The organism is Paludibaculum fermentans (assembly GCF_015277775.1).
Classification (GTDB): Bacteria; Acidobacteriota; Terriglobia; order Bryobacterales; family Bryobacteraceae; genus Paludibaculum; species Paludibaculum fermentans.
This window is the reverse complement of record NZ_CP063849.1, coordinates 8,461,364-8,483,932: the sequence shown is the minus strand read 5'-3', so window position 1 is coordinate 8,483,932 and position 22,569 is coordinate 8,461,364. Positions and strand designations below refer to the sequence as shown.

At 62.1% G+C, this 22,569-nt stretch carries 16 protein-coding genes; 13 read left to right on the top strand and 3 right to left on the bottom strand.

Translation table 11 applies throughout. From position 1 onward, the window contains the following. Nucleotides 1–24 precede the first annotated feature (24 nt). The 7 genes from IRI77_RS33620 to IRI77_RS33590 all read left to right on the top strand — a co-directional run bounded on the left by IRI77_RS33620 (nt 25) and on the right by IRI77_RS33590 (nt 7,124). A complete protein-coding gene (locus IRI77_RS33620; RefSeq protein ID WP_194449306.1) occupies nt 25–804 on the top strand; it encodes an OmpA family protein in 780 nt (259 codons plus the stop codon). A 95-nt stretch (nt 805–899) separates the two neighbouring features. Then, entirely contained in the window at nt 900–1,784 is an 885-nt protein-coding gene (locus tag IRI77_RS33615; protein ID WP_194449305.1) for a tetratricopeptide repeat protein, read from the top strand. 37 nt (nt 1,785–1,821) lie between these two features. Then, the gene (locus IRI77_RS33610) at nt 1,822–2,544 is read left to right on the top strand and encodes a hypothetical protein (RefSeq protein ID WP_194449304.1); all 723 of its coding nucleotides are present in this window, start codon (nt 1,822–1,824) and stop codon (nt 2,542–2,544) included. A gap of 57 nt (nt 2,545–2,601) precedes the next feature. Beyond that, nucleotides 2,602–4,146 carry a shikimate dehydrogenase gene (aroE, locus tag IRI77_RS33605; protein WP_194449303.1) on the top strand — a complete coding sequence of 515 codons (1,545 nt, stop codon included), beginning with the start codon at nt 2,602–2,604 and terminating at the stop codon, nt 4,144–4,146. Then, entirely contained in the window at nt 4,146–4,337 is a 192-nt protein-coding gene (locus tag IRI77_RS33600) for a hypothetical protein (protein ID WP_194449302.1), read from the top strand. The genes aroE and IRI77_RS33600 overlap by 1 nt, the downstream gene beginning before the upstream one ends. 4 nt (nt 4,338–4,341) lie before the next feature. Further along, nucleotides 4,342–5,679: an amidase gene (locus tag IRI77_RS33595; RefSeq protein WP_194449301.1), complete on the top strand. Its 1,338-nt coding sequence runs from the start codon at nt 4,342–4,344 to the stop codon at nt 5,677–5,679. An 86-nt stretch (nt 5,680–5,765) separates the two neighbouring features. Beyond that, nucleotides 5,766–7,124 carry a putative bifunctional diguanylate cyclase/phosphodiesterase gene (locus IRI77_RS33590; RefSeq protein ID WP_194449300.1) on the top strand — a complete coding sequence of 453 codons (1,359 nt, stop codon included), beginning with the start codon at nt 5,766–5,768 and terminating at the stop codon, nt 7,122–7,124. Between the two features lie 199 nt (nt 7,125–7,323). Here IRI77_RS33590 and IRI77_RS33585 read toward each other — a convergent pair whose 3' ends face one another. Next, the gene (locus IRI77_RS33585) at nt 7,324–7,902 is read right to left on the bottom strand and encodes an alpha/beta hydrolase (RefSeq protein ID WP_194449299.1); all 579 of its coding nucleotides are present in this window, start codon (nt 7,900–7,902) and stop codon (nt 7,324–7,326) included. 197 nt (nt 7,903–8,099) lie between these two features. On the opposite strand from IRI77_RS33585, the gene IRI77_RS33580 reads away from it, so the two are divergent. The 3 genes from IRI77_RS33580 (at nt 8,100) to IRI77_RS33570 (ending at nt 13,215) form a co-directional block, all read left to right on the top strand. Continuing rightward, complete coding sequence (locus tag IRI77_RS33580) at nt 8,100–10,970, top strand: PAS domain-containing hybrid sensor histidine kinase/response regulator (RefSeq protein ID WP_194449298.1); 2,871 nt, start codon at nt 8,100–8,102, stop codon at nt 10,968–10,970. Between the two features lie 72 nt (nt 10,971–11,042). Continuing rightward, nucleotides 11,043–11,888 (top strand): MqnA/MqnD/SBP family protein, encoded by an 846-nt coding sequence (locus tag IRI77_RS33575; RefSeq protein WP_194449297.1) that lies wholly within the window; start codon nt 11,043–11,045, stop codon nt 11,886–11,888. A gap of 13 nt (nt 11,889–11,901) precedes the next feature. Further along, nucleotides 11,902–13,215 (top strand): HEAT repeat domain-containing protein, encoded by a 1,314-nt coding sequence (locus tag IRI77_RS33570; protein ID WP_194449296.1) that lies wholly within the window; start codon nt 11,902–11,904, stop codon nt 13,213–13,215. Between the two features lie 20 nt (nt 13,216–13,235). On the opposite strand, the gene IRI77_RS33565 is transcribed toward IRI77_RS33570, so the two are convergent. After that, nucleotides 13,236–14,264, bottom strand: coding sequence for a LacI family DNA-binding transcriptional regulator (locus IRI77_RS33565; protein WP_194449295.1), 1,029 nt, complete (start codon nt 14,262–14,264; stop codon nt 13,236–13,238). A 462-nt stretch (nt 14,265–14,726) separates the two neighbouring features. On the opposite strand from IRI77_RS33565, the gene IRI77_RS33560 reads away from it, so the two are divergent. From IRI77_RS33560 to IRI77_RS33550, 3 genes are all read left to right on the top strand, one after another. Next, the gene (locus IRI77_RS33560) at nt 14,727–15,536 is read left to right on the top strand and encodes a phosphatase PAP2 family protein (RefSeq protein ID WP_194449294.1); all 810 of its coding nucleotides are present in this window, start codon (nt 14,727–14,729) and stop codon (nt 15,534–15,536) included. Continuing rightward, entirely contained in the window at nt 15,529–17,055 is a 1,527-nt protein-coding gene (locus IRI77_RS33555) for an LssY C-terminal domain-containing protein (protein WP_194449293.1), read from the top strand. Before IRI77_RS33560 ends, IRI77_RS33555 begins: the two co-directional genes overlap by 8 nt. 127 nt (nt 17,056–17,182) lie before the next feature. Continuing rightward, nucleotides 17,183–17,509: a hypothetical protein gene (locus IRI77_RS33550; RefSeq protein ID WP_194449292.1), complete on the top strand. Its 327-nt coding sequence runs from the start codon at nt 17,183–17,185 to the stop codon at nt 17,507–17,509. 8 nt (nt 17,510–17,517) lie between these two features. On the opposite strand, the gene IRI77_RS38445 is transcribed toward IRI77_RS33550, so the two are convergent. Beyond that, complete coding sequence (locus tag IRI77_RS38445; RefSeq protein WP_194449291.1) at nt 17,518–22,551, bottom strand: serine/threonine-protein kinase; 5,034 nt, start codon at nt 22,549–22,551, stop codon at nt 17,518–17,520. Between the last annotated feature and the right edge of the window lie 18 nt (nt 22,552–22,569).

Here is a 22,569-nt window from a genome sequence, read left to right as displayed (position 1 = left end):
AGCACAGGAGGCTCATCGGTCGTCATGAAACAACGTCACATCGCTGGCACGATGCTGGCCCTGTCTTTCTTTCTTTTCGCGGCAGGCTGTAAGAAGAAACCGCCCGTCGTACCACCTCCACCGACTCCCGTGGTGAAGGATCAACCAAAGGTGGAGAAGGGCCCGGCCGCCGTCGTCAGCAGCTTCACGGCCGAACCATCCACGATCGTGCGGGGCGAGTCCTCGACTTTGCGGTGGAATGTCTCGAACTCGACGGAAGTGACCATCGACAACGGCATCGGCGTCGTAGCCGGATCGGGCAGCCGCCAGGTGTTCCCGTCGGCGACCACCACCTACAGAATGACCGCGAAGGGCGATGGCGGCGATGCGGTCTCCGCCGTGACTGTCACCGTGACCACACCGCCTCCGCCTCCGCCTCCGGAGCCGAAGGCCACTGCTTCGCTGTCCGATCGGATTACGCGGGATATCCAGGACGTATTCTTTGACTACGACAAGAGCGAAGTCAGGGAAGACGGCCGCGCCACCCTGCAGCGCAACGCCGATGCCCTGAAGTCGATCCTGAGTGACTTCCCGTCGGCGGTGATCTCCCTGGAAGGCCATTGCGACGAGCGCGGCTCAGCCGAGTACAATATCGGCCTGGGCGACCGCCGTGCGGCCGGCGTCAAGGAATTCCTGACGCAGATGGGCGTTCCGGCGGATCGTCTCAAGACGGTCAGCTACGGCAAGGAAAAGCCGTTCTGTACGGATTCGAATGAAGATTGCTGGCAGAAAAACCGGCGGGCTCATTTCGTCGGCGTCCAGTAAGTAGCCTGTTTGTCACATCAGGGGGTGCGTCGTCCGGGCGCACCCCCGTTTTGCCCCTACTCACCGGTGGGGTGCCAAATGAGAAAGGATCGTCCATGAGAATCACCGCAATTGCTTCCGTGCTTGTTCTCGCGTTGCCGTTCGCCTCGTTCGCCCAGAAAAAAGAGATCGTCGAACTGGGGCGCGATCTGGCTCTACTCCAGGAGGAGGTCCGCACTAACGCGAAGTCGCAAAGCGACCGGCTTTCCAACATTGAGGCGACCTTGAAGGCGATTCAGGACCAGCTTGCGGGCAACAGCCGCGCGCTGACCGTCCTCGACAGCGGATTGAAAGACCGGCTGGAGAAGCAGATGAATGGCCCGCTCTCCGGCGTCAGCGGCAAGGTCGACAGCCTGGCGAACGACTTCGGGTACATCCGCGAGACTGTAGCGGAGATCAATACCCGCATCGGGAAGCTGGACCAGCGGATGGTGGATCTCGAGAATACGATCAAGACGATGCAGGCACCGCCGCCGCCGCCCTCAGCGGGTGGAGCCGTTGCCCCTTCCTCCTCCGGCCCGCCGCCCGGTGTGTCCGCCCAGAGCCTCTATCAGGATGCCTTCCGGGACAAGACAGGCGGCAATTACGACTTGGCGTTGAAGGAGTTCAACGACTACCTGGCCTGGTTCGGCGACACGGATTTCGCCTCCAGCGCGCAGTTCCACATCGGCGAGATCCTCTACAACCAGAAGAAGTTTGATGAAGCCCTGCCGGCCTTCGACAAGGTACTGGTGGCCTACACAAAGAATGCCAAGACGAATGATGCGCACCTGATGAAGGGCCGCACGCTCCTCCGCCTGGGCAGCCGTTCCGACGCCGAGAAGGAGTTCCGCGCCATTATCACGGCCAATCCGAATTCCGATGCGGCCACGCGCGCTCGCGCCGAGTTGAAGGACCTTGGCCTGAGTTCGACTCCGCGCAGCTCAACCCGCAAGAAGTAGGCGGCCTTCGCCCGAGTCGTCGAACCGGGAGATTTCTATGAACCCTGCCACCGAGACCGCCGTCGAGTTCAAGACCTACGAAGACCTGGCGCAGCGCCTGGAGTATGCCGTGCTGCGTCCGGATTTCACGGACGAGGAGGTTTCTGACGGAATCCAGCGCGGGCAGACAGCAGGGGTCGCCTGCATCACGGTCCGGCCCTCTGATTTGGACTTCGCCGTTCGGATGCTGTCGGGTACCCCTATTCTGCCGGCATCCACGGCGGGTTATCCGGAAGGCGGGCAGACCACCGGCGTCAAGTTATACGAAGCGCGAGATCTGATCCGCCGCGGCGCGAAAGAGATCGAGACAGTGCCGAACCTCGGCAAGCTGTTATCCCGCCAGTTCCAACATGTGGAGACCGAACTGTTGCAGATGGGCCGGTCGTGCCTGGAGGCTGGCGTCACGCTGAAAGTGATCCTGGACCATCCACGCCTGACGGAAGATCTGAAGGTAATCGGCATGAAGATCTGCAAGCGCTGCGAGGTCACTTTTGTGAGCCTGCCCGCTGCCGATCTGCTTCTCGGGAAAAGAGTGCTGAAGGATGTCTGCCGGATGAAGGTTTCGAGCGGGGTCACCACGCTCGACGAAGTGCTGGCGGCCTGTGCGGGTGGCGCCGAGCGCCTGCATGTTGAGGATCCGATTGCCCTTCTGGCGGAGTGGCGCGCCCGGCTGGATGCCCAGCGGGCCGCCAGCGATGCCGAGCCTCCCCTCACCAACTAGCGCACAGCGGGGGCGGGTCAAATGATATCCTCACTTCAATCGAAGTAAATCGTAACAATGCCTTCTCCTTCCTCTCTTCCGCGCATCTGCATTGCCCTGGGTCTGGCGGACCCCGAAAAGCTGCTCGAACATGCGCGCAAGGAAGCCGATGCCGGCGAGCGCTTCCTTGAGTTCAGGCTCGATTACCTACCCCGCCCCATGGACGGCATGGCCGTGATCCGGCAGTTCATGAGCCTCTATCCCGATGCCTTCCTGCTGGCGACCTGCCGCAGGCACCAGAACCATGGGCGGTTCAATGGCAGCATCGAGGAGGAGTTCCGGATTCTGGCCGCGGCGGTGGATGCCGGCGCCCGCGCAGTGGATGTCGAAATTGAGAGCGCTGAGACGCCGATGGCGCACATGAGCCTGCTGGAAGGCCGTGCCCAGGTGATTGTCAGCTACCACAACTTCGAAGGCACTCCGGCGATGGATCCCGTCATGCGGCGCATGCTGAAGGTGCCTGCCGCGGCGTACAAGATCGTCACGACAGCCAGGAAACCGTCCGACAACCTTCGCGTGTTGTCTTTGGCCAAAGCCTACCCCAAGGTGCCGGTGATTCTGCTCGCAATGAGCGAGACCGGCTTTCCGACGCGCGTCCTATCTCCTTTCATGGGTGGGGTATACACGTACGCGGCTCCGTCGGCGGTGGAAGGTACGGCGGCCGGACAGGTCTCCGCACGGACACTGCGCAACCTGTACCGGGTGGACAAAACGCTCAAGGCGCCCAAGCTGTTTGGAGTGATCGCGGATCCGGTGCGGCACAGTATCTCGCCCGCAGTCCACAACCGGGCACTGCAGGCGCGGAGGATTGCCGGACTCTACATCCCGTTCCTGGTCTCACCACTACAATTGAAAGACTTCTTCGTCCTGGCGGACAAGCTGCCACTGACCGGTTTTAGCGTCACCATCCCGCACAAGCAGCGGGTGATTCGCTATCTCGACGCCGTGGATCCCCTTTCGAAGCGTATCGGGGCGATCAACACGGTATTCAAGAAGGCCGGCAAGTGGCGCGGTACGAATACGGACGCCGAGGGAATCCGGGTCCCGCTGGAGAAGCGGATCCGGGTGGCCAAGTCGTCGGTGCTGGTGGTGGGCAACGGGGGAACCGCCCGGTCAGCCGCCTTTACGCTGTCAGATGCCGGAGCGAAGCTGGCCATTACCGGCCGGAATCCGGACCGGGTGAGGGCACTGGCCAAGATCTGCGATGCCGAACCGCTGCTGCCGGAACAGGCCAAGCAACGGCACTTTGACGCCCTGATTCACGCTACGCCGCTGGGTATGTGGCCGCACACGGAGTCCTGTTTCTTCGAGGATACGATCCCGGCCGACCTGGTTTTCGATCTGGTCTATACGCCTCATGAGACGGAACTGCTGCGGCGCGCCGCCAGCCAGGGCAAAGCCGTGATTCACGGACTGGAGATGTTCCTGGAGCAGGCTGCCCGGCAGTTCACGTTGTTCACGGGCGAAACCGCCCCCAAGGCTGTCATGGAACGCGCCGCTACCGAGGCACTAGCGGAGCAGCAGGCGATCAGCAACCATCAGAACCACAAGGCGGCGCACTGATGCGTAAGGATTCGCGGCCTTCCCGTCGTGCCCTGGCCCTGATTCTCGGACTGCCGGCGGCGCCGCTGAGCGCGGCCGTGCAGGCGGCAGCGGCCGACGGCCAACGGCAGAGGCTGCGCCAGGATGGCGCGGAACTGGCAAAAGTGAAGCTGCCGCGTGAGTGTCCTCCAGCCTTCCGCTTTCAACCTTGATGCCATGGCTTCGATTCCGCCCGAGGTTTTCTTCGCTACCGCCGTCGAACTGAACCAGCGGCTCGTCAGGAAGGATTTCACGGCCGTCGAGTTGGCGCGCGCCTTCCATGACCGGATGGAGACAGGGGGCCGGCGCACCCTGGCGCTGATACTCAAGGACGCGGCGCACCAACAGGCTCGTGACGTGGACCGGGAGTTGAAAAGAGGCCGGACCCGCGGCCCGTTGCAGGGCGTGCCGTTCTGTGTGGAGGATTCCCTTAGTGTTGTTGGGCATCCGACCACCTGGGGCACATCGATTTTCGCAGGCCAGGTATTCGACACAAATGCAGCCATCGTAGACCGGCTGGGTAAGGCAGGCGCGGTCCTGGCCGCCAAGGCCATCGCGCGCGAGTTGGGCGGAGCGGGCAGCCTGATGCCCGGACACAGCTGCCCCGCCGCCGAGGCAGTGGCGAACGGGTTTACGCCGTATGCATTGGGTGTCGAAGCGGGCGGTTCGCTGCTGGTGCCGGCCAGTTCGCAACGGCTCACGGTCCTGAAACCGACGTACGGGCTGGTGAGCCGGTTTGGCGCCTTGCCGGTCGCGTGGACGGTGGACCGGGTTGGCATCATTGCCCGTTCGGCCGAGGATTGCGGCCATGTGCTGCACGCCGTGGCTGGCGGAGACGACAGGGATTCGGGGTCCAGCGGGAAGAGTTTTCACTTTGCGCTGCAGTATGAGAAGCCGGTCTCCGAGATGAGGATCGGCTTCGCGCCCCAGGATTTCGCCACGCCTCCGGCTGCGCCGCTGCGCGCGGTCCTCGACCTGCTCAAACAGGCGGGCGCAACGCTGGTTGAAGTGCGCCTGCCCGACTTCCCGTTCGGAGCAGCCCATCGCACGATCCTGGCCGCGGAGAGTACGGCCGCCTTTGCGGATCTGGTCGCCTCGGGCAGCGTCGACCGCCTTTCGGATCGATCCCAGGCGGAGGGCCTCAGGGCCGGCCTTGAGCTCCCGGCGGTGCAGTACCTGACAGCTACCCGGGTCAGGCGGCAGATTCAATCGGCCATGCTGGAATTGCTCGCCCCCCTGGATCTTCTGATTGCGCCATTGCAATCGGCGCTTCGAGGCGAAATTTCGGGAGATGAGGGTGCTAGTACGCCTGGGAGGCCCCCTGGTTTCTCGAGCCATATCGAGGCCGCGGATCTGGCGGGACTACCTGTACTTGCCCTCCCTGGACCGCGCGGAGACAATGCAGTCCAGTCTATCTGCTTGATTGCAAAGGCAAACTGCGAAAACACGCTGCTGCAGGCGGCACATCATGCGCAGTCCCAGGCGGACTGGCACAGGCAAAGACCACCCGCCTAGTCCGGATAGGAAAAGTGGGACAAATGCGAAGCATTTAGCGCAATTTTTCCATAGGAAAACAAGAAGAATTGGCTAAGAATAGTCCCATGCCCGCTAACGCAGCAACACAGCAGGTGCAGGAGCCGAGCCCTGTGGATCGTGACACATTGACAGGGTTGATGCGGGGCGGAGCCCTGGAAGCTGTCCTGGAACGGACGATCCATGGGAAACCCGAAGGCGCAATCGGCGTCTGCGTCCTGGGCATCGACCGATTCCGGCATATCAATGACCTGCTGGGCTATGATGCCGGCGACCGAATCCTGCGGGAAGTGGCGGATCGGCTCTCCCGATGGCTGCCGCGAAACGGGTCTCTCGCGCGACTGGGCGGCGATGACTTCGCCATTGTCGTGCCGGGCCTCGAAGAGCGGGAGGCCATGCTGAGCGGGGCAGCCATCCTGAACATCCTTGAACCTCCAATCCCACTGGACCAGCGGGAGATCTTCGCCTCAGCCAGCCTGGGGCTGAGCATATATCCCGAAGACGGTGGCTCCGCGCCTCAATTGCTGCGCAGGGCCTCGCTGGCGGTGGCCCGGGCGAAGGCACGCGGAGGAGGCGTGCTGGAACGGGCCACCAATCCGAACGGGCTGCGTCCGGAGGAGCGCTACCAGATGGAGGGTGCGCTGCGCCGGGCCTTGGAAAACAATGAACTTACCCTGCGCTACCAGCCGCAAGTGGATCGCGATGGGAAACTGCGCGGCCTGGAGGCCCTTCTGGTTTGGAATCATCCGGAGTTGGGCAGGGTGCAGACGGAGACTTTCATCCGGCTGGCCGAGGAGATCGGGGTGATCGCGCCGATTGGTGCGTGGGTGCTGGAGGCCGCGTGCCGTCAGATGATGGCGTGGCGCCAAGCAGGACTGGCCGTACCGCGGGTCGCCGTTAACGTTTCACCGCTGCAGTTCTCCTGTCCTCACTTTGTAGAGATGGTGCGGCGCGTGCTGAGGGAAACCGGACTCAATGGCGATGCGCTGGAACTCGAGATCACGGAAGGGACCATCCTGAGGGATATTGAGGAATCGGCCGCAAGAATGCGTGAATTGCGCTCCTCGGGCGTGCGCATCGCGATCGATGACTTCGGTGTAGGGTATTCACCGCTCACCTATCTGCACCGGTTGCCGCTGGATGTAGTCAAAGTCGACCGGACGTTTGTGAGTGAGATCACCAAACCTTCGGGCAGCCTGCCGGTCGTGCATACCATCACCGTACTCGCTCATCACCGGGGTCTCGAAGTTGTGGCCGAGGGGGTAGAGACGGAAGGGGAGTTGGAACTCGTGCGCGCCGCGCGCTGCGACATGGTTCAGGGGTACCTCATCGGCAACCCGGTGCCCTCCGCGGGCATTGCCGAACTGATGATGCAGCCAGAGCGCCTGACGACGCACTTTCATGCCCCGTGGCCTGGCGGCTACTGACGCCCCGCGGCCTGAAATGATCGTGGCCGGCCTTCGGAGGAGGTTGAAGGCCGGCCAAGGTTTGGAGGAGAAATTGTATTCTCTGTTGAATTGAGTATGCCCAGGGAATCCGCAGAGCTATCCCGTACGAACGGTTCAAACCATACCCATTCAATACTGGAACCGCGGTTTACCATTCGCTGGGACTCGACGCCCATGCCTACGCGCCGGCAACCGGCTCACTAAAGACGCGATCGACCCACGCCCGCACGGGGGTAGCCGCCTTCAAGGGGAATCGGTGGCGGCCGGGCTCCATGTGGAACGTGACGTCGGAGGCACGCCGGCGCAGGCGCGCTTCCACGGCGGGCGCCTCGCTGGCGGGGAAAAACTCGTCTTCGGTCCGGGCCAAGTGGAATATGGGGCTCTCGATCGGATCCGCCCCGGTGGCATCCCAGTTACCGGGGATGCCACCGCAAAGGGCAATGACACCCCGGAACACGCGCGGATTGCGGGCGACGAAGCGGTAGTTCAAACCGACGGATTGGGAGTATCCAAGGAGCAGGAGCCGTCCGGCGCCGGCCGGGAAGCCCTCCACCAGCAAGCCGGCCATTCCCTGGACCATTTGGTGGTGAACGTCGACGTGAAAATCGACCGTGTCGCGCGTACCCCAGTGAAAGCCTGAACGCGCGGCACGCGGATCCTTACCGAGAAATACGGAATTCGGCCCTTCCAACGCCGCAATGACCGGAGAAGGACCGAGCAGATTCCTGGTGAATCCGATCATTTCCGTAGGGTTCATGGCATACCCGTGGAGCGCCACTACCAGAACGGGGCGGGAGCTCTCCAACGCCTCCGGGACGTCCAGCAGAAATCGGGCTGGACGGTGAATGGGAAATGCCCCACTTACTGACGAAGAGAACATGATAGGTGTTGTAACATGGCCCATACCTGAAGTTCTGCGAGTGGCGGCCGTGGTGATGTGGGGGAGGAATTCGATTGAGATTTGAAGGTCCCGCGATCTTCTTCGTCATTGCGATGGGAATCGTGCTGGGTTCCAGCCTAGGCTGGATTCTGCGGCAGCGCTCGCGGCGCAGCCAGCGGGAGCGCACCGAACTCGCGGTCCGCACCGAGTTGCAGCGGTTCCTGGACGCGCTGCCGCTTTGGGTATTCGTGAAAGACAACGCATCGCGGTTCGTCTTTGCGAACACCCAGGTACGGCGAGGAATGAATCGCACCCTGGACGGAATCGTGGGGCGGACAGATGGGGATTTCGTGCCCGTGGACAAGGCCGTAGCCATTGAAGCCGAGGACCAGCGTGTGTTCGATGGCGGCATCGACCCGCTGCAGGTGGAGACGGAGGTGGACGGGGACAGCCCATCGGGCGGACGGACGCTGCTGCTCACCAAGACCCTGATGGATTCACCCTACTGGGGCCGGGTCCTGCTGGGCGTCGGCCAGGACATTTCCAGCCAGAAACGGATTGAACTCGCACTGGCGCGAGAGCGGGACTTCACCCGGGTGGTGCTGGATTCGTCGAGCGCGCTGATTGCGGTGCTGAACATGCAGGGGAACCTGATCCGCTGGAACAGGGCCTGTGAGCGGCTCACCGGGCTGCACGAGTCGGAAGTGCGGTCGGCCGAGGCGCTGGCCAATCTGGTCGCGCCCGATAAACGAGCCGGCGCCAAGGCCTGCCTGGAACGGCTGGCCGCGGGAGGCAGCCCACAGTTCGGGTTGGCCACGCTCCAGCACAAGGCGGGCGGCACTGTGGAGATATCATGGTCCGCCTCGCTGCTGCGTAGCGAGGAAGGTGTCCCGGAATTTGTTGTGATCACGGCCACGGACCTCACCCAGCAAATTGAAGCGGAGCGCCGCCGCAACGAAGCAGCACTGGAGTTCCAGCTGATTTGGGACAGCGCGGGCGACGCGATGGTGTTCGTGGAGGAGTCCGGCACAATTTTTGCGGCAAACCCGGCATTCTGCGGGCTTGCGGAGCGGTCCAGGGAGCAGTTGGAGGGACGGCTCTTTACTGCCGCCTGGAGAGAATGGCCCGGTCACGAGGAAGAGGAACTCAGACGGTTCCAGGCGGCGTTCCGTGCCCGATCGCTGGGTACCGCCGTAGTCAGGGAGTTGGATCTGGCGTCGGGAAGGCGGTTGTGGCTGGAGATCACGAACTCGTTCCTTGACCGGCAGGGACAGCCGACGCTGCTATTGATGGTGCTGAGAGATATCACGGAACGGGTCCGGGTGGAGCAGGAGTTGCGGACCGCCAACGAGTTTCTGGAAAGTACGACGCAATGGGCGAAGGAGGTGGCGCAGAGTGCGGAGACGGCCAGCGCCGCCAAAACCACGTTCCTGGCCAATATCAGCCACGAGATCCGTACGCCAATGAACGGAATCCTCGGCATGACGGAGCTGGCCCTGGCCACTGCGCTTACCGAAGAACAAAGGGAGTATCTGCAACTGGTCCGGTTCTCGACGGAGTCCCTGCTCAGCCTGGTGGACGACCTGCTGGACCTGTCGAAGGCTGAGTCCGGCCGTATCGAACTGCGGCCGGATGTCTTTGAATTCCGGCGGGTGGTGGACAATCTGATGCGGCCGCTGGTGCACCGCGGCGCGACACGGGGGCTGGACGTCGCCTGGAACATTGGGGAAGATGTTCCGGAGCGCCTGATCGGGGATAGCGGGCGGCTGCGGCAAGTGCTGATCAACCTGGTGGGCAATGCCGTCAAATTCACGGATAGCGGCACCGTGCGACTGCGGGTCGAACGGCTGCCGGCGCCCGGCGCCTCCGCGCTGCTCCAATTTGTGGTTGAAGATTCCGGCATCGGCATCGACGAGCAGAGCCGCGCTGAGATTTTCGACGCGTTTGTCCAAAGCGACACCTCGAGCACCCGGCTGCGAGGCGGCACGGGACTGGGCCTTTCGATCTCGGACCAACTGGTGAGCCTGATGGGCGGCAGGATATACGTCACCAGCCTCAAAGGCGCCGGTAGTACGTTCGCCTTCACGGTCCCATTCCCCCTGGTAGCTGATGCCCACCAGCCAGGCCACCAACCAGCCGCGTCCGCATCGGAGACCATCCTGCCGCGGGGGAGCAGGCCTTTCCAGATTCTTGTCGCCGAGGACAATGCGGTGAACCAGCGGCTGGTGGTGAGGATGCTGGAACAGGCAGGATACCGGCCGCAGCTCGTCAGCACGGGACGCCAAGCCGTGGAAGCGGCCCGGTCCGGCAATTTCGATCTTGTCCTGATGGATGTGCAAATGCCTGATTTGGATGGTCTTGAGGCAACGCGCAGAATCCGGGAGGAGGAGTCTGCGCGGCAGCGCCACCTGCCGATCATCGCTATGACGGCACACGCCATGCCCGGATACGCCGAACTGTGCCTGGAGGCCGGCATGGATGCATATCTGAGCAAACCGATTCGCATGCTCGAGCTCATTCAGAAGATTGAGGCTCTCGCACTTGGCAATCCGCCATCAAAGCGCGAAAGTGAAAGGGAGCCCCCCACAGTGGAACGGGAGAGAAAGATGAAAGAACTAGATCAGGAATCAGCATTGGATCGCGTCGGTGGCGACGCGGAGCTTCTGGCCGAGTTGGCCGGCTTATTTTTGGAGGAGTACCCACAGCTCATGGGTACTGTGCAGTCCGGGTTCGACCAGGCAAAGGTGGATGTCATTCTTGGCGCGGCCCATCAATTGAAGGGCTTACTGGCCCAGTTCGGCGCGGAACGGGCCCGAGTCTGTGCTCTGCGTGTGGAACAGAATGCAAAGGCAGGGGATCTGACCTCCGCTGCCGCGGCGAATCAAGAACTTGTGCAGGTGATGCAACTTGTACACCCGGAGCTCAAAGCGCTGGCCGGGCAATAATCCTATCCGTTTTGGTCTGACTGAGAACATCCGGAGGGGACCCCGTCTGGTATATTTAAGGTTTCTCCCTCTATGCAGCCTTCTTCTCCGCTGGAAATCGTTTGCGCGCACAGCCCGGACTCTGACGACGCGTTCATGTTCTACGCGCTGGCAACGCGAAAAATCCGCTCCCGTCTCGTTCAGTTCCGCCACGTGCTGGAAGACATTGAGTCGCTCAACCGGAAGGCGATGGAGGGGGTGTACGACCTGACAGCAATCTCGTATCACGCCTATCCCTACGTGGCCGACAAGTATATGCTGTTGGCCAGCGGATCCTCCATTGGCGACGGGTACGGCCCCATGCTCGTTTCGAATGCGCCCATGAGCATCGACGAACTGAAGGGCAAGCGCATCGCGATCCCCGGAAAGCTGACCACGGCGTATCTGACGCTGAAGATCATGGAGCCGGATTTTGAAGCCGTGGTCGTGCCGTTCGACAAGGTGCTGGATGCGCTGCGCGAACGGACCGTCGATGCGGCGCTGGTGATTCACGAGGCGCAGCTGACCTACTCCAAGGGCGGCTTCCACCACATCACCGATCTGGGCAAGTGGTTCAAATCCACGTACGGCCTGCCGCTCCCCCTGGGCGCCAATGCCCTGCTGCGCAAGCTGCCCGACGATATCCGTACCGAATGCAGCCGCCTGATGCGGGACAGCATCACCTACGCGCTGGACAACCACGAAGAGTCTTTGAATTACGCCATGCAGTTCGCCCGTGACATGGAACCGGCCCTGGCTGAGAAGTTCGTTGGAATGTACGTCAATCACTACACTGTCGACGCGGGTGAAATCATCCCCAAGGCAGCCCAGAAGCTGTTGGACCTTGGCTTCGAAGCAGGCTTGATTCCGAACCGTGTCCAGGTAGAGTTCGTCCGTTAACTGTTTGCTTCCCATGAAATTGCCTGTCAGTTCGACCCTGAGACTGCTCGGCGCGGGGCTGGTTGTGCTCTGTGCGCCTTCGTTTGGATGGCAGGACAAGGAGACGAACAAGCTCAAGATCAAGGGCCTGCGGGACTACGTCAAGCAGGGATCGACGGCCATACCGAAGATCACGCCGTACTTCAAGGACATCGACGTCGAAGTGCGTCGCGAGGCGGTAAAGGCCGTGGTCGAGATCGGCACGCAGCGCAGCCTTGAGCCTTTGACCGAGGCCTGCGGCGACAATGACCCGGAAGTGCAGATTCGCGCCACCGACGGGCTGGTGAATTTCTACCTGCCCGGGTATGTGTCCCACGGGATCTCCGCGTCGCTGCGGCGCGCCGGCGATATGGTGGCAGGCAAATGGGTGGACGGCAATGACGAGGCGATTGACCCGGATACGCCCATCCGCGGAGAGATCACGGACGCCCTTTCCAAGCTGGTATCCGGTGGATCGTCTATGGATTCCCGCGCCAACGCGGCGAGGGCACTGGGCATTCTCCGGGCGAAGGCGGGCCTGCCGGCGCTGACAGGGGCCCTGCGGTCAAAGGACAGCCGGCTGATGTACGAGTCCCTGATTGCCATCCAGAAGATTCGCGACCGGTCAGCCGGACCAAGCCTGGTATTCCTGGTGCGGGATCTTGACGAGAAAGTTCAAATAGCAGCCATTGAAACGGCGGGCATCCTGGGACCGCGCGAGGCGATCCCGGAGCTGAAGCGAGTGCTGGAGAATGCGAAGAGCAAGAAGGTAAGGCGGGCCGCGGTCGTCGCCCTGGCGCAGATCCCAGAGCCAGCCAATCATTCCCTGTTCGTAGAGCTCCTGGGCGACAAGGACGACGACGTGCGCGGCGGTGCCGCGGAGGGCCTGGGCCGCCTGGAAGTCCCGGAAGACCGTCCGACCCTGGAGAAGGCTTGGGCTGGAGAAAAGAAGAGCTCTCCCCGGCTGTGCCAGGCGTTTGCGTTGGTCATGCTCGGCGACACGGATACGGGCAGCCTGAATCCGCTTGGTTTTCTGATCAACAACCTGAATCAGCGTGCCTGGCGCAATGTGGCTTTGCCGTTCCTCGGCGAGTTGGCGTTGAAGAAGCCCAACACGCGCAAAGCAATCATCAGTGCGATTCAGCCCACCTCGACACCGGACGAGAAAACGGGCATAGCCCAGGCCTTGTCAACTACCAAGACGGCGGAGGCAATCCCGGCGCTGGAAGCACTTACGAAGGACGAGGATCCGGCTGTTGCACGCGAGGCGCTGCGGAGCCTGCGCATCCTGAAGTCCAGCATCCAATAGACAGAAGTGGCAGTGCCCGCTTAGGAGACCTTTTTCCTAGCGGCTCCGCGGCCGGCAGGTCCAGTGGAGCCTCGCAGCACGAGTTCCGGCTCGATGACCACCTCGCGTCCAGCGGGCAGGACGGTTTCCTCGTTCTGCATCAACGCAGTGAACGCCAGTTCTCCAATTTTTGCGCGAGGGATGTGAGCCGTCGTCAGCGGCGGGGCGCTGTACTCAGATAGCTTGATGTTGTCAAACCCGGTCACCGACACGTCACCAGGCACGGAGAGGCCCCTTTCCCGCAATTCCCTAAGGACACCGACGGCCATGAAGTCGTTCACACAGATGATGGCGCTGGGCTGAAAGCCGCCATCCAACAACTCTCGCGTGGCATTTCGGCCACCATCGAGGCCGTCGCGGTCGACCACGGTACGCCATTCCACATCGCTGCCATGCCGGGAGACCGAGGCAACGAAGGCCCTCTCGCGCTCGCTGGTGGGCCCCAAGCCGGAGTGGTGGCCGATAAAGGCCAGGCTGCGGTGCCCGAGGTCGTACAGATACTCGACGATGCGTTCGACCCCCTTGCGGTAGTCGACACGGATGTTGGTGATGTTGCGGCGCGCGGAGCCGACGTCATAGAAGACGCATGGAATCTGGGACTGGGCCAGTTCCTGAATCAATTCCTGGTCCATCTCGGAGACGACGACGGCGAGGCCGGCGACGCGGCGTCCAATCATCAGGCGGATGCTGCTGACGAGGTGCTGGGGATCGTAGTCCGTGTTGGCAACGACGACTTCGTACCCGCTCGCCTGGGCATGTGCCTCCAACGCTTTGAAGACGTCGAAGAAAAAGGGATTCTCCATGTTGGAGGCGATCATCCCGATCGTCCGGCTTTTGCCGCCGGCCAGCGTGCGGGCGTGAAGATTCGGATGGTAATTGAGCTGCGCCACCGCCTTCAGCACGCGTGTGCGGGTGGACGTCTTCACCACGCTTACATTGTTCAGTACTCGGGATACGGTGGAGGTGGAGACCCCTGCCAGTTTGGCTACTTCTTCAAGGTTTCTCGGCATTCGATGGGCTCAATTCGGGGAGGGCGACGCGTGTCTCGAATTGGAGGCGCACCGCCTTACTCCAACAATACAGCAATCCGGGCCCGGAACGCCGGGATGGGCCCGTGCCGTGGAAGCCGAACGAAGCCATCGATTGACAGGTGTACCCCTCAAAACTGGTTGAAAGAACAGCGTTCAGTGGGAGTACCACCCAGTACCAGATATAGTTAAATTTGTCTAAGGTGGGCGAGAAACTACCCCATTGGGGCATTCGCTCTGATAAAGTACCCTGAATAGTCCATGCTCCTTCCTCGTAACGGGTCGAGGGACGCTGGATGAGGGCAAGAGCCAAGCAGTTCGGCGATGCAACCAGAAATCGGGATGAACGGGACTGGCCAGCGCAGTCTCTCAGAATCTGGCACAGTTAACGCCGCTCCAGGAATATGGAGCGACACCTTTGCGTCCGTTCGTTCCGCGGAGTGGTTGCTGGTCTTTTTCTTCCTCTACACTGCAGTCCTCGCGTACCGGTTTGAATTGACGCCCGCGCAACGGTTCGCTTCTTATGCGGCCCCGGTCGTGGTGCTGGCGTTGGGTTACGCAGCTGCTTCCAGCGGACGGAAGGCGGCCGAGATTGCCCGCGACTGGGCGCCGGCGCCGCTGGTGCTGCTCGCCTACTGGCAAATGGACTGGTTTGCCTCCTCCCACACATTGCGGGGATTGGAGTCGACCTGGCTGCAGTGGGACCGAGTGGTGCTGGATGGCTGGTCGCTCCGCAGCCTGATCGAGAGCCAGGGCAGGCTGATTCCGTCGGTGCTGGAGCTTGCCTATTCCCTGCTCTATTCAATTCCGCCGTTGTCGATCGCGGCGCTCTACATATACCGCCGCCGCCACCGCGTTGACGAGTTTCTATTTCCGTATCTGCTGAGCACGCTGCTGGTCTACGCACTGCTCCCCTTCTTTCCATCGGCCTCGCCGAGGCTGGAGTTTGCACACCTCGACCTGCCAGCCGTGGATACGGTTTTCCGGCGCTTCAACTTGTGGGTTTTGTCCTGGGGTGACATCCAAACAGGCGTCTTCCCCAGCGGCCATGTGGCGACAGCCTTCTCGTGCGCCCTCAGCATGCGGTATGCGCTGCCGGAGAAACCCTGGGTCGGAAGGTTGCTGATGGTCATGGCGGTCCTGATCACCATCGCCACAGTCTACGGGCGCTATCACTATGCCGTGGACGGCGCCGCCAGCATTCTCCTGAGTTTTATTGCCATTGGAATCAGCCGGAGAATCAGCCGTGGTTAGTTTCTTCACGCTTCTGGCCTGTCGGGCCGCTGCTGTATTGGCCTGGGTGTTGCTGTTGACGCCGGAACTGGCGAACGCAGGGGCATTCAACACGCTTCCTACCAATTCAGGGACCGTGGTTACGGTCAGGTTGCTCTCGCCGTTGTCGAGTTTTTCCTCCAGGCCGGGCGACGAGTTCCAGGCGATTGTCGTAGCGCCCGTGGAGCAGGATGGACGGATTCTGATTCCGCGCAACAGCATCGTGCGTGGACGAGTGGCCAAGACAACCAGAGTGGGGCGCGGCTTCATCCATGAAAGAGCGTCCATGCAGCTGGAGTTTTACGAATGGCAGCCGCCAGGCGGGGACAAACAGCCTTTCACCGCGCGCCTGATGGAAGTAGACAACGCCCGCGAGCAGGTTTTGGAGAATGGCCGCATCAAGGGGATCCTGGCCACCAGCGGACCGCCCGGTCTGTTGCTGGGGATGTGGCGGCGCCCGGACCTGTCCATGTTTGGCCGGGCCTCCATTGGGTTCTCGGGCATTGCCCATTTCACGTGGCTGCAGTCGAACTTCCACCCCGCCATGGCCCCGGCGATCGCCGGTTTGCGCATGCTGCTGGTGCGCTTTCCCGAGCCGGAGATCCATTTGCCCGCCGGCGCAGACCTCGTGCTGAGCACGAGAAGCAGGTTCCAGCCTTTGCCGGCTGTTCCAACATCTCTCTTGCCGTCCCCCCCGGCTGAGCTTGTATCCCTGGCCGCTGCGCAGCCGCTGCTCACCACCCGCGGCACCAGCGGAAAGTCAGCGGACATTACGAATCTCCTGTTCATCGGGTCCCGCGAGGATCTTGAGCAGGCGTTCCAAAGATCAGGCTGGTTTACGGCGGATACCATGGCGCCCCAGACGGTCTTGCGCGGCTACAAGGCGATGACGACCCAGGACGCCTATCCGACAGCGCCGGTATCCCTGCTGCAGTTGCACGGGCGCCCGCCGGACCTGGTGTTCCAACGGTCCTTGAACACCATCGCCAAGCGCCACCATATCCGGGTCTGGAAGCAGCCCGATCAATATGAGGGGCGCGAGGTGTGGGTAGCCGCCGCGACGCACGACACCGGCATCCGGGTGCGTGCCGGAGGCATGTCGTATACACATCGTATCGACCCGTATATCGACAGAGAGCGGCACAAAGTGGTGGAGGACCTGAGTTTTGCGGGCTGCGTGGAAGACGACGACCTGATCGACCGGCCGGACTTTTCCGATGAACCCTATGGCCGCATCTCCACTGACGGACGGATGGCTGTTGTACGGCTCAAGGCATGCACCCCGACCGTGGACCTGACCGCCGCCTCCCAGATTCCACCCCAGCGGATTCGTCCTTCCGCCCGGCTGCTGCGCCGGTTTATCCTCGAGAACCGGCACGCCATCATCCGCGGGAATCTGTACTATCTCGCATTTCAGGGAATCAATTCGTTCCGGAAACACAGGCAGCGGCCGATACTCATTGAGAGTGCCGGCGAGGACCTCGAGAGTCCGCTGGATTAGCCCAAACCCTTATCCCCCAGAACCCACTTCCAACAGCAACCCACCTGATTGGTAGACAACGCGCGTCGAACAATCCGAAGAGGAATTGCAACGTCCTCCCAAGTGAACGCGTCTAAATCTATGAACCATGGAAGCGCTGACGATCTACCAACACGACGAACGCGCCTGTTTCCGTTTTCAACTACGAGGACCGCTGGATGAGCGGTCAATCCGCCAACTGGAGTGCAGTTGGCAGACTGCACAATCGATTCTGGGCAAGAAAGACCTTGTTGTGGATGTCACCGGAGTCACGGAAGTGGATGACGCCGGGCGTAAGTTGTTGAACCGGATGAGGGAAAGCGGCGCCCAGATCCAGGACAACGAGACGGGGGCACGAACGGGCAAGGCCAAACGGATGCCCGTGGCGCGCCGCCTGCTGTGCATGATCTTCCCTGCTTCCTGCGGCACGGACTAGCCGGGCGCTCAGCGCGGCTTCGTGACCATTGTGAACTTCTTCACTCCGTATTCGTCGTGCCCTGGGATCAGGCTTTCCGGCACGTAGAACCCGAACTTACCGGCAGCCAGATCAACTCCCTTCTCACTGTAGGAGTCGACAACCACCCAGCGATCGCCATTCCGCAGTTCGTGGACGATGCGATCGGAATCGACGGTGATGCGGACTTCGTACGTGCCGGTATCCTGCAGATGGTGCTCGATTCTGGCCTGATCGGTCGATTTTCCGCCGGCCACCAGGACCCGCGAAAAGCTGGTCTTGTCCAGACGGAACAGCACATGATTGCGAGAATCCGTATAGTGCAGGAACCACTGAAGCCGCTTACCTTTGCGCTGTTGAATCTGGAACTGGAAGACAGCCGCCGTGTTTGCCAGACGGTAGGTGACATACTTCCCACCCTTCCGGACGTTCCACTCTCCCTCATTCGACCAGCCGTTCGGGTCGTCAAAGTCTCCCAGCCCATGGGTCTCGGCGGCTTTCTTGGGCTGGCGATCCTCCAGGGCGCGCAGAGAGAGGGTCAGCGTCTGGCTCACCCCATTCTGGACATTTAGGTTCGCGACCGAAGACGTATGCTTCGGAGAGGCGGCGAAGACGATGTAAGATCCTTCCGGCAGGGAAAGCGGATTCTGGCTCACCGGCCGCGCCTGGGATTCGGGCTCGTTGGCGCGCCGTATCGTGAGGGTGGCATCCGAGGGGGTGACCTCGAAGCGAACCGTGCCATTCACCTGCTGGGCGGGCAGATCGACGGCAACCTGTACGGTCTCACCCGATTTAAAGTCCCGGGTGACAGGTTTGGACTTCGCCGTACCGCGGTGCAGCTCAAAACTGTGACTGCCTGGCGCAACATCCACAGAGAAGGTTCCGTCGGGCGCCAGCGAACCAGCGGCCTGCCCATCAATGAAAAGCTGAGCGCCCGGAGCGCCCTGGATTTTAGCGGTGGCCAATTTGGCGATCTGTTTCAGCTTGAACTCGACGATCGCCTCTTCGCCCTTCTTCACCTCAACATTCTGGGCGGGCGGCACCTCGAAGCCATCCTTTGCAATCGCCAACTTGTAAGTACCCGGCTTAATGCTGACCAGCCGGACCTGCCCCTGGCGGGTCTTCAGATAGTGCGGGTAGCCATTGATCGTGACGCTGACGTTCTCCTCGCCGGCCTTCACCAGAATCGTGCCCATATCAGCCTCGGCCTTGCCGAGGACAAACGCCTGAACGATAGGCGTTTGCGCCATGGTGAACGTCAGGGTGCGGGTAGTGGTGCCGACTTCGACATTCACGGTGTGGGCTCCAGTCTTCACCCCATTGATGGATAAGCCATCCACGGGCACCGGCTGGGCAGGTTGGCCGTCGAGGCTCACCTTGCTGGTGGGATCGCTGTAATAGATCACAACGCGGTCAAGATACTGATTCACGAGCATCAGCCCCAAGTCCTTGACCTGGATGGGCCCGGCCAACGTTGCCACGGAGCGGGGCGAAAGCTGGAGGCCGGCACTGACCTCCCCCTTCGGTGACACGATCCGCAACTGGTAAGAGCCTTCTCCCAGCGAATCAACAGCATACTCGCCTGGCGCACCGGGATTCATGGTCTGGCCGGAAAGAGTGGCCTGAGTCACTTCGGCCTCGCTCACGACGCGCACGGCGGGCTTCCAGGGCAGCAGAGTCAGATCAACGACTATCGGGGCACCTGGTCGTACCGTGAAAGTACTGAATGTCGGTTGGTAGCCCTCCAACTCGGCGGCCGCGCGATACTCACCGGGTGTCAAGTCCAGCTTGAGATTGGAGACTCCGCGATCCTGGTCGCTGATTGAGATCTTCGCGCCCTGCGGTGTCGTGCGCACCTCGACTTTGACGAGAACTGGTCCCACCGGCTGAGCTTTTTTGAAGATTGCCGCGACACTGGCAATCAGGATGAGAGCCGCCGCTCCCACCAGACCATAGCGTATGGTTTTTGAGCTGTTGACCAGGGTGGCGAGCGAAGAAGGCTTGGCCGGAGGCGGCGGTGGGGCCTGTGACTTCAGAACCGTCGGCGGAGCGACAGGTGAAATGACCGTGGTGGGCGGCACCGCCGGCTCTGCCGGCAGGGGAGATTTACCGGCAATGGGCCGCTCAGTGACAGGAAGCGGGGGCACACCTGGGCCCGGCGGCGGCAATGGTGGGGTCGGCGGCACATTCACGGAAGCCTGCGGAGGCAGCGGCACCGCAGCGGAAGGCGGAGGCGGCACCACGGGAGGCGACTGCACAGGCAGAGGAGGAGGCACGTTGCCGCCAGGCCCCGGCGGTGGTGGTACGACCGGGGGCGCCATCGTGGGAACCCGGGTTGGCGGCTGAGGAACGCTGGGCGCCGGCCCGGGCTTCGGTGGCACGACGGGTGGCGGTGGTCCGGGTGCGGCAGCAGCCGGCGGCGGAGGTGCGGGGAGTGGAGGCGGCTGGGGCATCTTCCGGATGCCGCCCTGGGTGCGATCCAGGGTAGTGTAAAGCTGATTCAGGCGGGCATCGTTGGGGTATTTGGAAAGGCCCTCCTGCACGATCACGATGGCGCCTTCCAGGTCGCCGGCCGCCTGCAGCTTGCGTGCCTGGGCGGTGCACCAGCCGATGAACTCTTCCTTCTTCTTGTCTGCCCGCAGGGCCCGCAAATTCAAGCCGATGGTATGGCCGGGATCAATCTTCAGAATCTGTCCGACCAGCTCGTCGGCACTGGTGGGATCGGTGTCCGCGACGTTCTTAGCCCGCAAGGCGAGGGCATTGACGAGCGCCGACCGGATCATTGGATTGTCCCGATCGGTCTGGTAGGCCTTGTGCAGGAGTTCCAGCGCCGCTTCCGGTTGTCCTTCGGCGGCGACGGCGCGGCCCTGCTCAAGCAGGGAAACGGCCAGGTTGACCTGGGCGTATTTCTCGTCCGCCATCTTGCGCAGTTCGATCAGTTCCTGGTCGCCGGGGAACTCGGCGAGAGCCTGAGACGCGGAGGCGGCCGCCTTGGTGAAGTCCCGCGCCTCGATGTGATGGTCGATCTGGCGAATCCAGCCTGAGCGGGCATCCACCAGGGCCTGGGAGTCACGGCGCTTCTGAACGCGATCGATCTCATACTCCAGGCCGGGGAAGGAGGCATGGATCGCGCGGAGGACTTCCCACTGGTCCAGCGCCTCGCCGAAGCGGCCCTCGTCCTCGTGGAGCCGGGCGCGCGACGCGACGCTCGAGACGAGATCGCGCTTGTCGCGGGTCAATTTCAGCGCGCGTTCGAAATGACTTTCACCGGGATGCTGGCGGAGAGCTTCTTCGAGAACAGCGACCCGGCGATCCAGGTCGGCTTCGTTGTCGACGCGCCGGTCGGTCTCGGCGATGTAGGCGGAGAGGTTTTGCCGTTGGCGTTCTTCGACGTCGAACTTCAGCGCTTGAAACAGGGCATGGCCTGGATACTTGGCCAGGTACTGATTGCAGATGGCCAGCGACCCGGCGTGATCACCCTCGGAGAGCAGGTGACGCGCCTTGTCATAGGAGTTCTTCAGCGCTTCATGCTCGCCGCGCACCTGCTTGTAGAAGCTTTGCAGCGAGACCATCCGCTCAGCATCAGTCTCCGGCGCCTGGCCGTCGAGATTGACCCATTTCTCGAGGTTCGTCAAAGCGCTGGTGACTTCGCCGCGCTGCCAGGCGTCGCGGGCGCTGGCCACTAACCGGCTCTTCTCCTGGCGGATCTTCTCGAACTCCTGCTCCTTGCGCTGAATCTCGGCGAGCAGCGCCAGTGCATTGGGTTCGTTCGGGCGGAGTTCCAGGAGGCTCTGCAGGGCGGTGCGGGCATGGGTGAACGCATTGTTCTCGAGGTGCTTCTTGGCCAGCGCGGCCCATTCCTCGATCTTCCGGGCACGCCGCTGCTTCTCCACCTCATTGCGCAGGGCCTGGGCGTCGGTGTTCTCGGGGTCGAGGTCGAGCGCTTCCTGGACCTTGCGGAGAGAAAGGGCGAACTCTTCCTCCTCGGCGAAGCGGCGGGCGCTGTCCAAAAACCCGCGAACAGTTAACTGGCGTTGGGTTTGTTCCACCTGCCGGCGGAGCAGCAGGATCTCCTGTTCGATATGTCCTTCACATTCGAGCTCATTGAGGATCTCGGTGGCGACCTGATACTCGCCGCGTTCATAGGCGCGGGAAGCCCGTTCGACGCGGGGCAGCACTTTGGCGGAGTCGAAGAAATCGATAGGCTCGCCGCGCTGCGCCTTGATGAGCGTCTCGCCGAATTCGCGCGCGCTGGCGTAGCGGTGCCAGGGCTGTTTGGCCATCGCCTTGTGGATGGTGCGGGAAACATTCAGCGGAACGCCCTGCACCAGTTCCGAGATGGGATGAGGGCTGCTGTAGAGGATGGCGCGGGAAAGTTCGGCGTCATTCGAGCCTTCGAATGGGCGGCGGCGGGTGAGGGATTCGTAACTGAGTACGCCCAGGGCGAAGATGTCGCTGGCCACGCTGGCCGGCTTCATCTGGAGCAGTTCGGGCGCCATGTAAGCGAGAGTGCCCCGGACGCTGGTTTGGGCGGAGGTCTCGACGTGCGCAATGCCGAAATCGATGATGCGGACGGAGTCGTCTTCCAGGACGAAAACGTTGCTGGGTTTCAGGTCGCGGTGAATCAGGCCGCGATCGTGGGCAGCCTGAAGCCCCCGGCAGACCTGGGTGAGGATGCCGAGCGCGCGATCGATGGTGAGGCGGGCGCTGGAGGTGCGGATGAGTTCCGTGAGCGTGGTGCCGGGCAGGAGCGGCATCACGAAGTAGGGGCGCACCGCTCCCTCGTGCTGCATCTCGCCGATGTCGTAGATCTCGGCGATGTTCGGGTGCGTAATGGAGGCCTGGAGGCCCCATTCGCGGTAGAACAGGTCAAGAGCCGCTTTGCTCTGGACGTCGAGAATGGTTTTTAGGGCCACCTCGCGGTGCATGAGCGTGTCATACGCTTTGTAGACAACGCCCATGCCGCCACGTCCGAGGACTTCCCGCAGCTCATAGCGGGAGCGGCCGGACACCGGGGGATGCATCGCATCTCTCCTTCAAGT

What these genes read in the sequence shown, in the direction of transcription:
- IRI77_RS33600 (WP_194449302.1), top strand. Translation starts at nt 4,146, where the DNA reads ATGCGTAAGGATTCGCGGCCTTCCCGTCGTGCCCTGGCCCTGATTCTC.
- IRI77_RS33550 (WP_194449292.1), top strand. Translation starts at nt 17,183, where the DNA reads ATGGAAGCGCTGACGATCTACCAACACGACGAACGCGCCTGTTTCCGT.
- IRI77_RS33620 (WP_194449306.1), top strand. Translation starts at nt 25, where the DNA reads ATGAAACAACGTCACATCGCTGGCACGATGCTGGCCCTGTCTTTCTTT.
- aroE (WP_194449303.1), top strand. Translation starts at nt 2,602, where the DNA reads ATGCCTTCTCCTTCCTCTCTTCCGCGCATCTGCATTGCCCTGGGTCTG.
- IRI77_RS33585 (WP_194449299.1), bottom strand. Translation starts at nt 7,902, where the DNA reads ATGAACCCTACGGAAATGATCGGATTCACCAGGAATCTGCTCGGTCCT.
- IRI77_RS33590 (WP_194449300.1), top strand. Translation starts at nt 5,766, where the DNA reads ATGCCCGCTAACGCAGCAACACAGCAGGTGCAGGAGCCGAGCCCTGTG.
- IRI77_RS33570 (WP_194449296.1), top strand. Translation starts at nt 11,902, where the DNA reads ATGAAATTGCCTGTCAGTTCGACCCTGAGACTGCTCGGCGCGGGGCTG.
- IRI77_RS33595 (WP_194449301.1), top strand. Translation starts at nt 4,342, where the DNA reads ATGGCTTCGATTCCGCCCGAGGTTTTCTTCGCTACCGCCGTCGAACTG.
- IRI77_RS33615 (WP_194449305.1), top strand. Translation starts at nt 900, where the DNA reads ATGAGAATCACCGCAATTGCTTCCGTGCTTGTTCTCGCGTTGCCGTTC.
- IRI77_RS33610 (WP_194449304.1), top strand. Translation starts at nt 1,822, where the DNA reads ATGAACCCTGCCACCGAGACCGCCGTCGAGTTCAAGACCTACGAAGAC.
- IRI77_RS38445 (WP_194449291.1), bottom strand. Translation starts at nt 22,551, where the DNA reads ATGCATCCCCCGGTGTCCGGCCGCTCCCGCTATGAGCTGCGGGAAGTC.
- IRI77_RS33565 (WP_194449295.1), bottom strand. Translation starts at nt 14,264, where the DNA reads ATGCCGAGAAACCTTGAAGAAGTAGCCAAACTGGCAGGGGTCTCCACC.
- IRI77_RS33575 (WP_194449297.1), top strand. Translation starts at nt 11,043, where the DNA reads ATGCAGCCTTCTTCTCCGCTGGAAATCGTTTGCGCGCACAGCCCGGAC.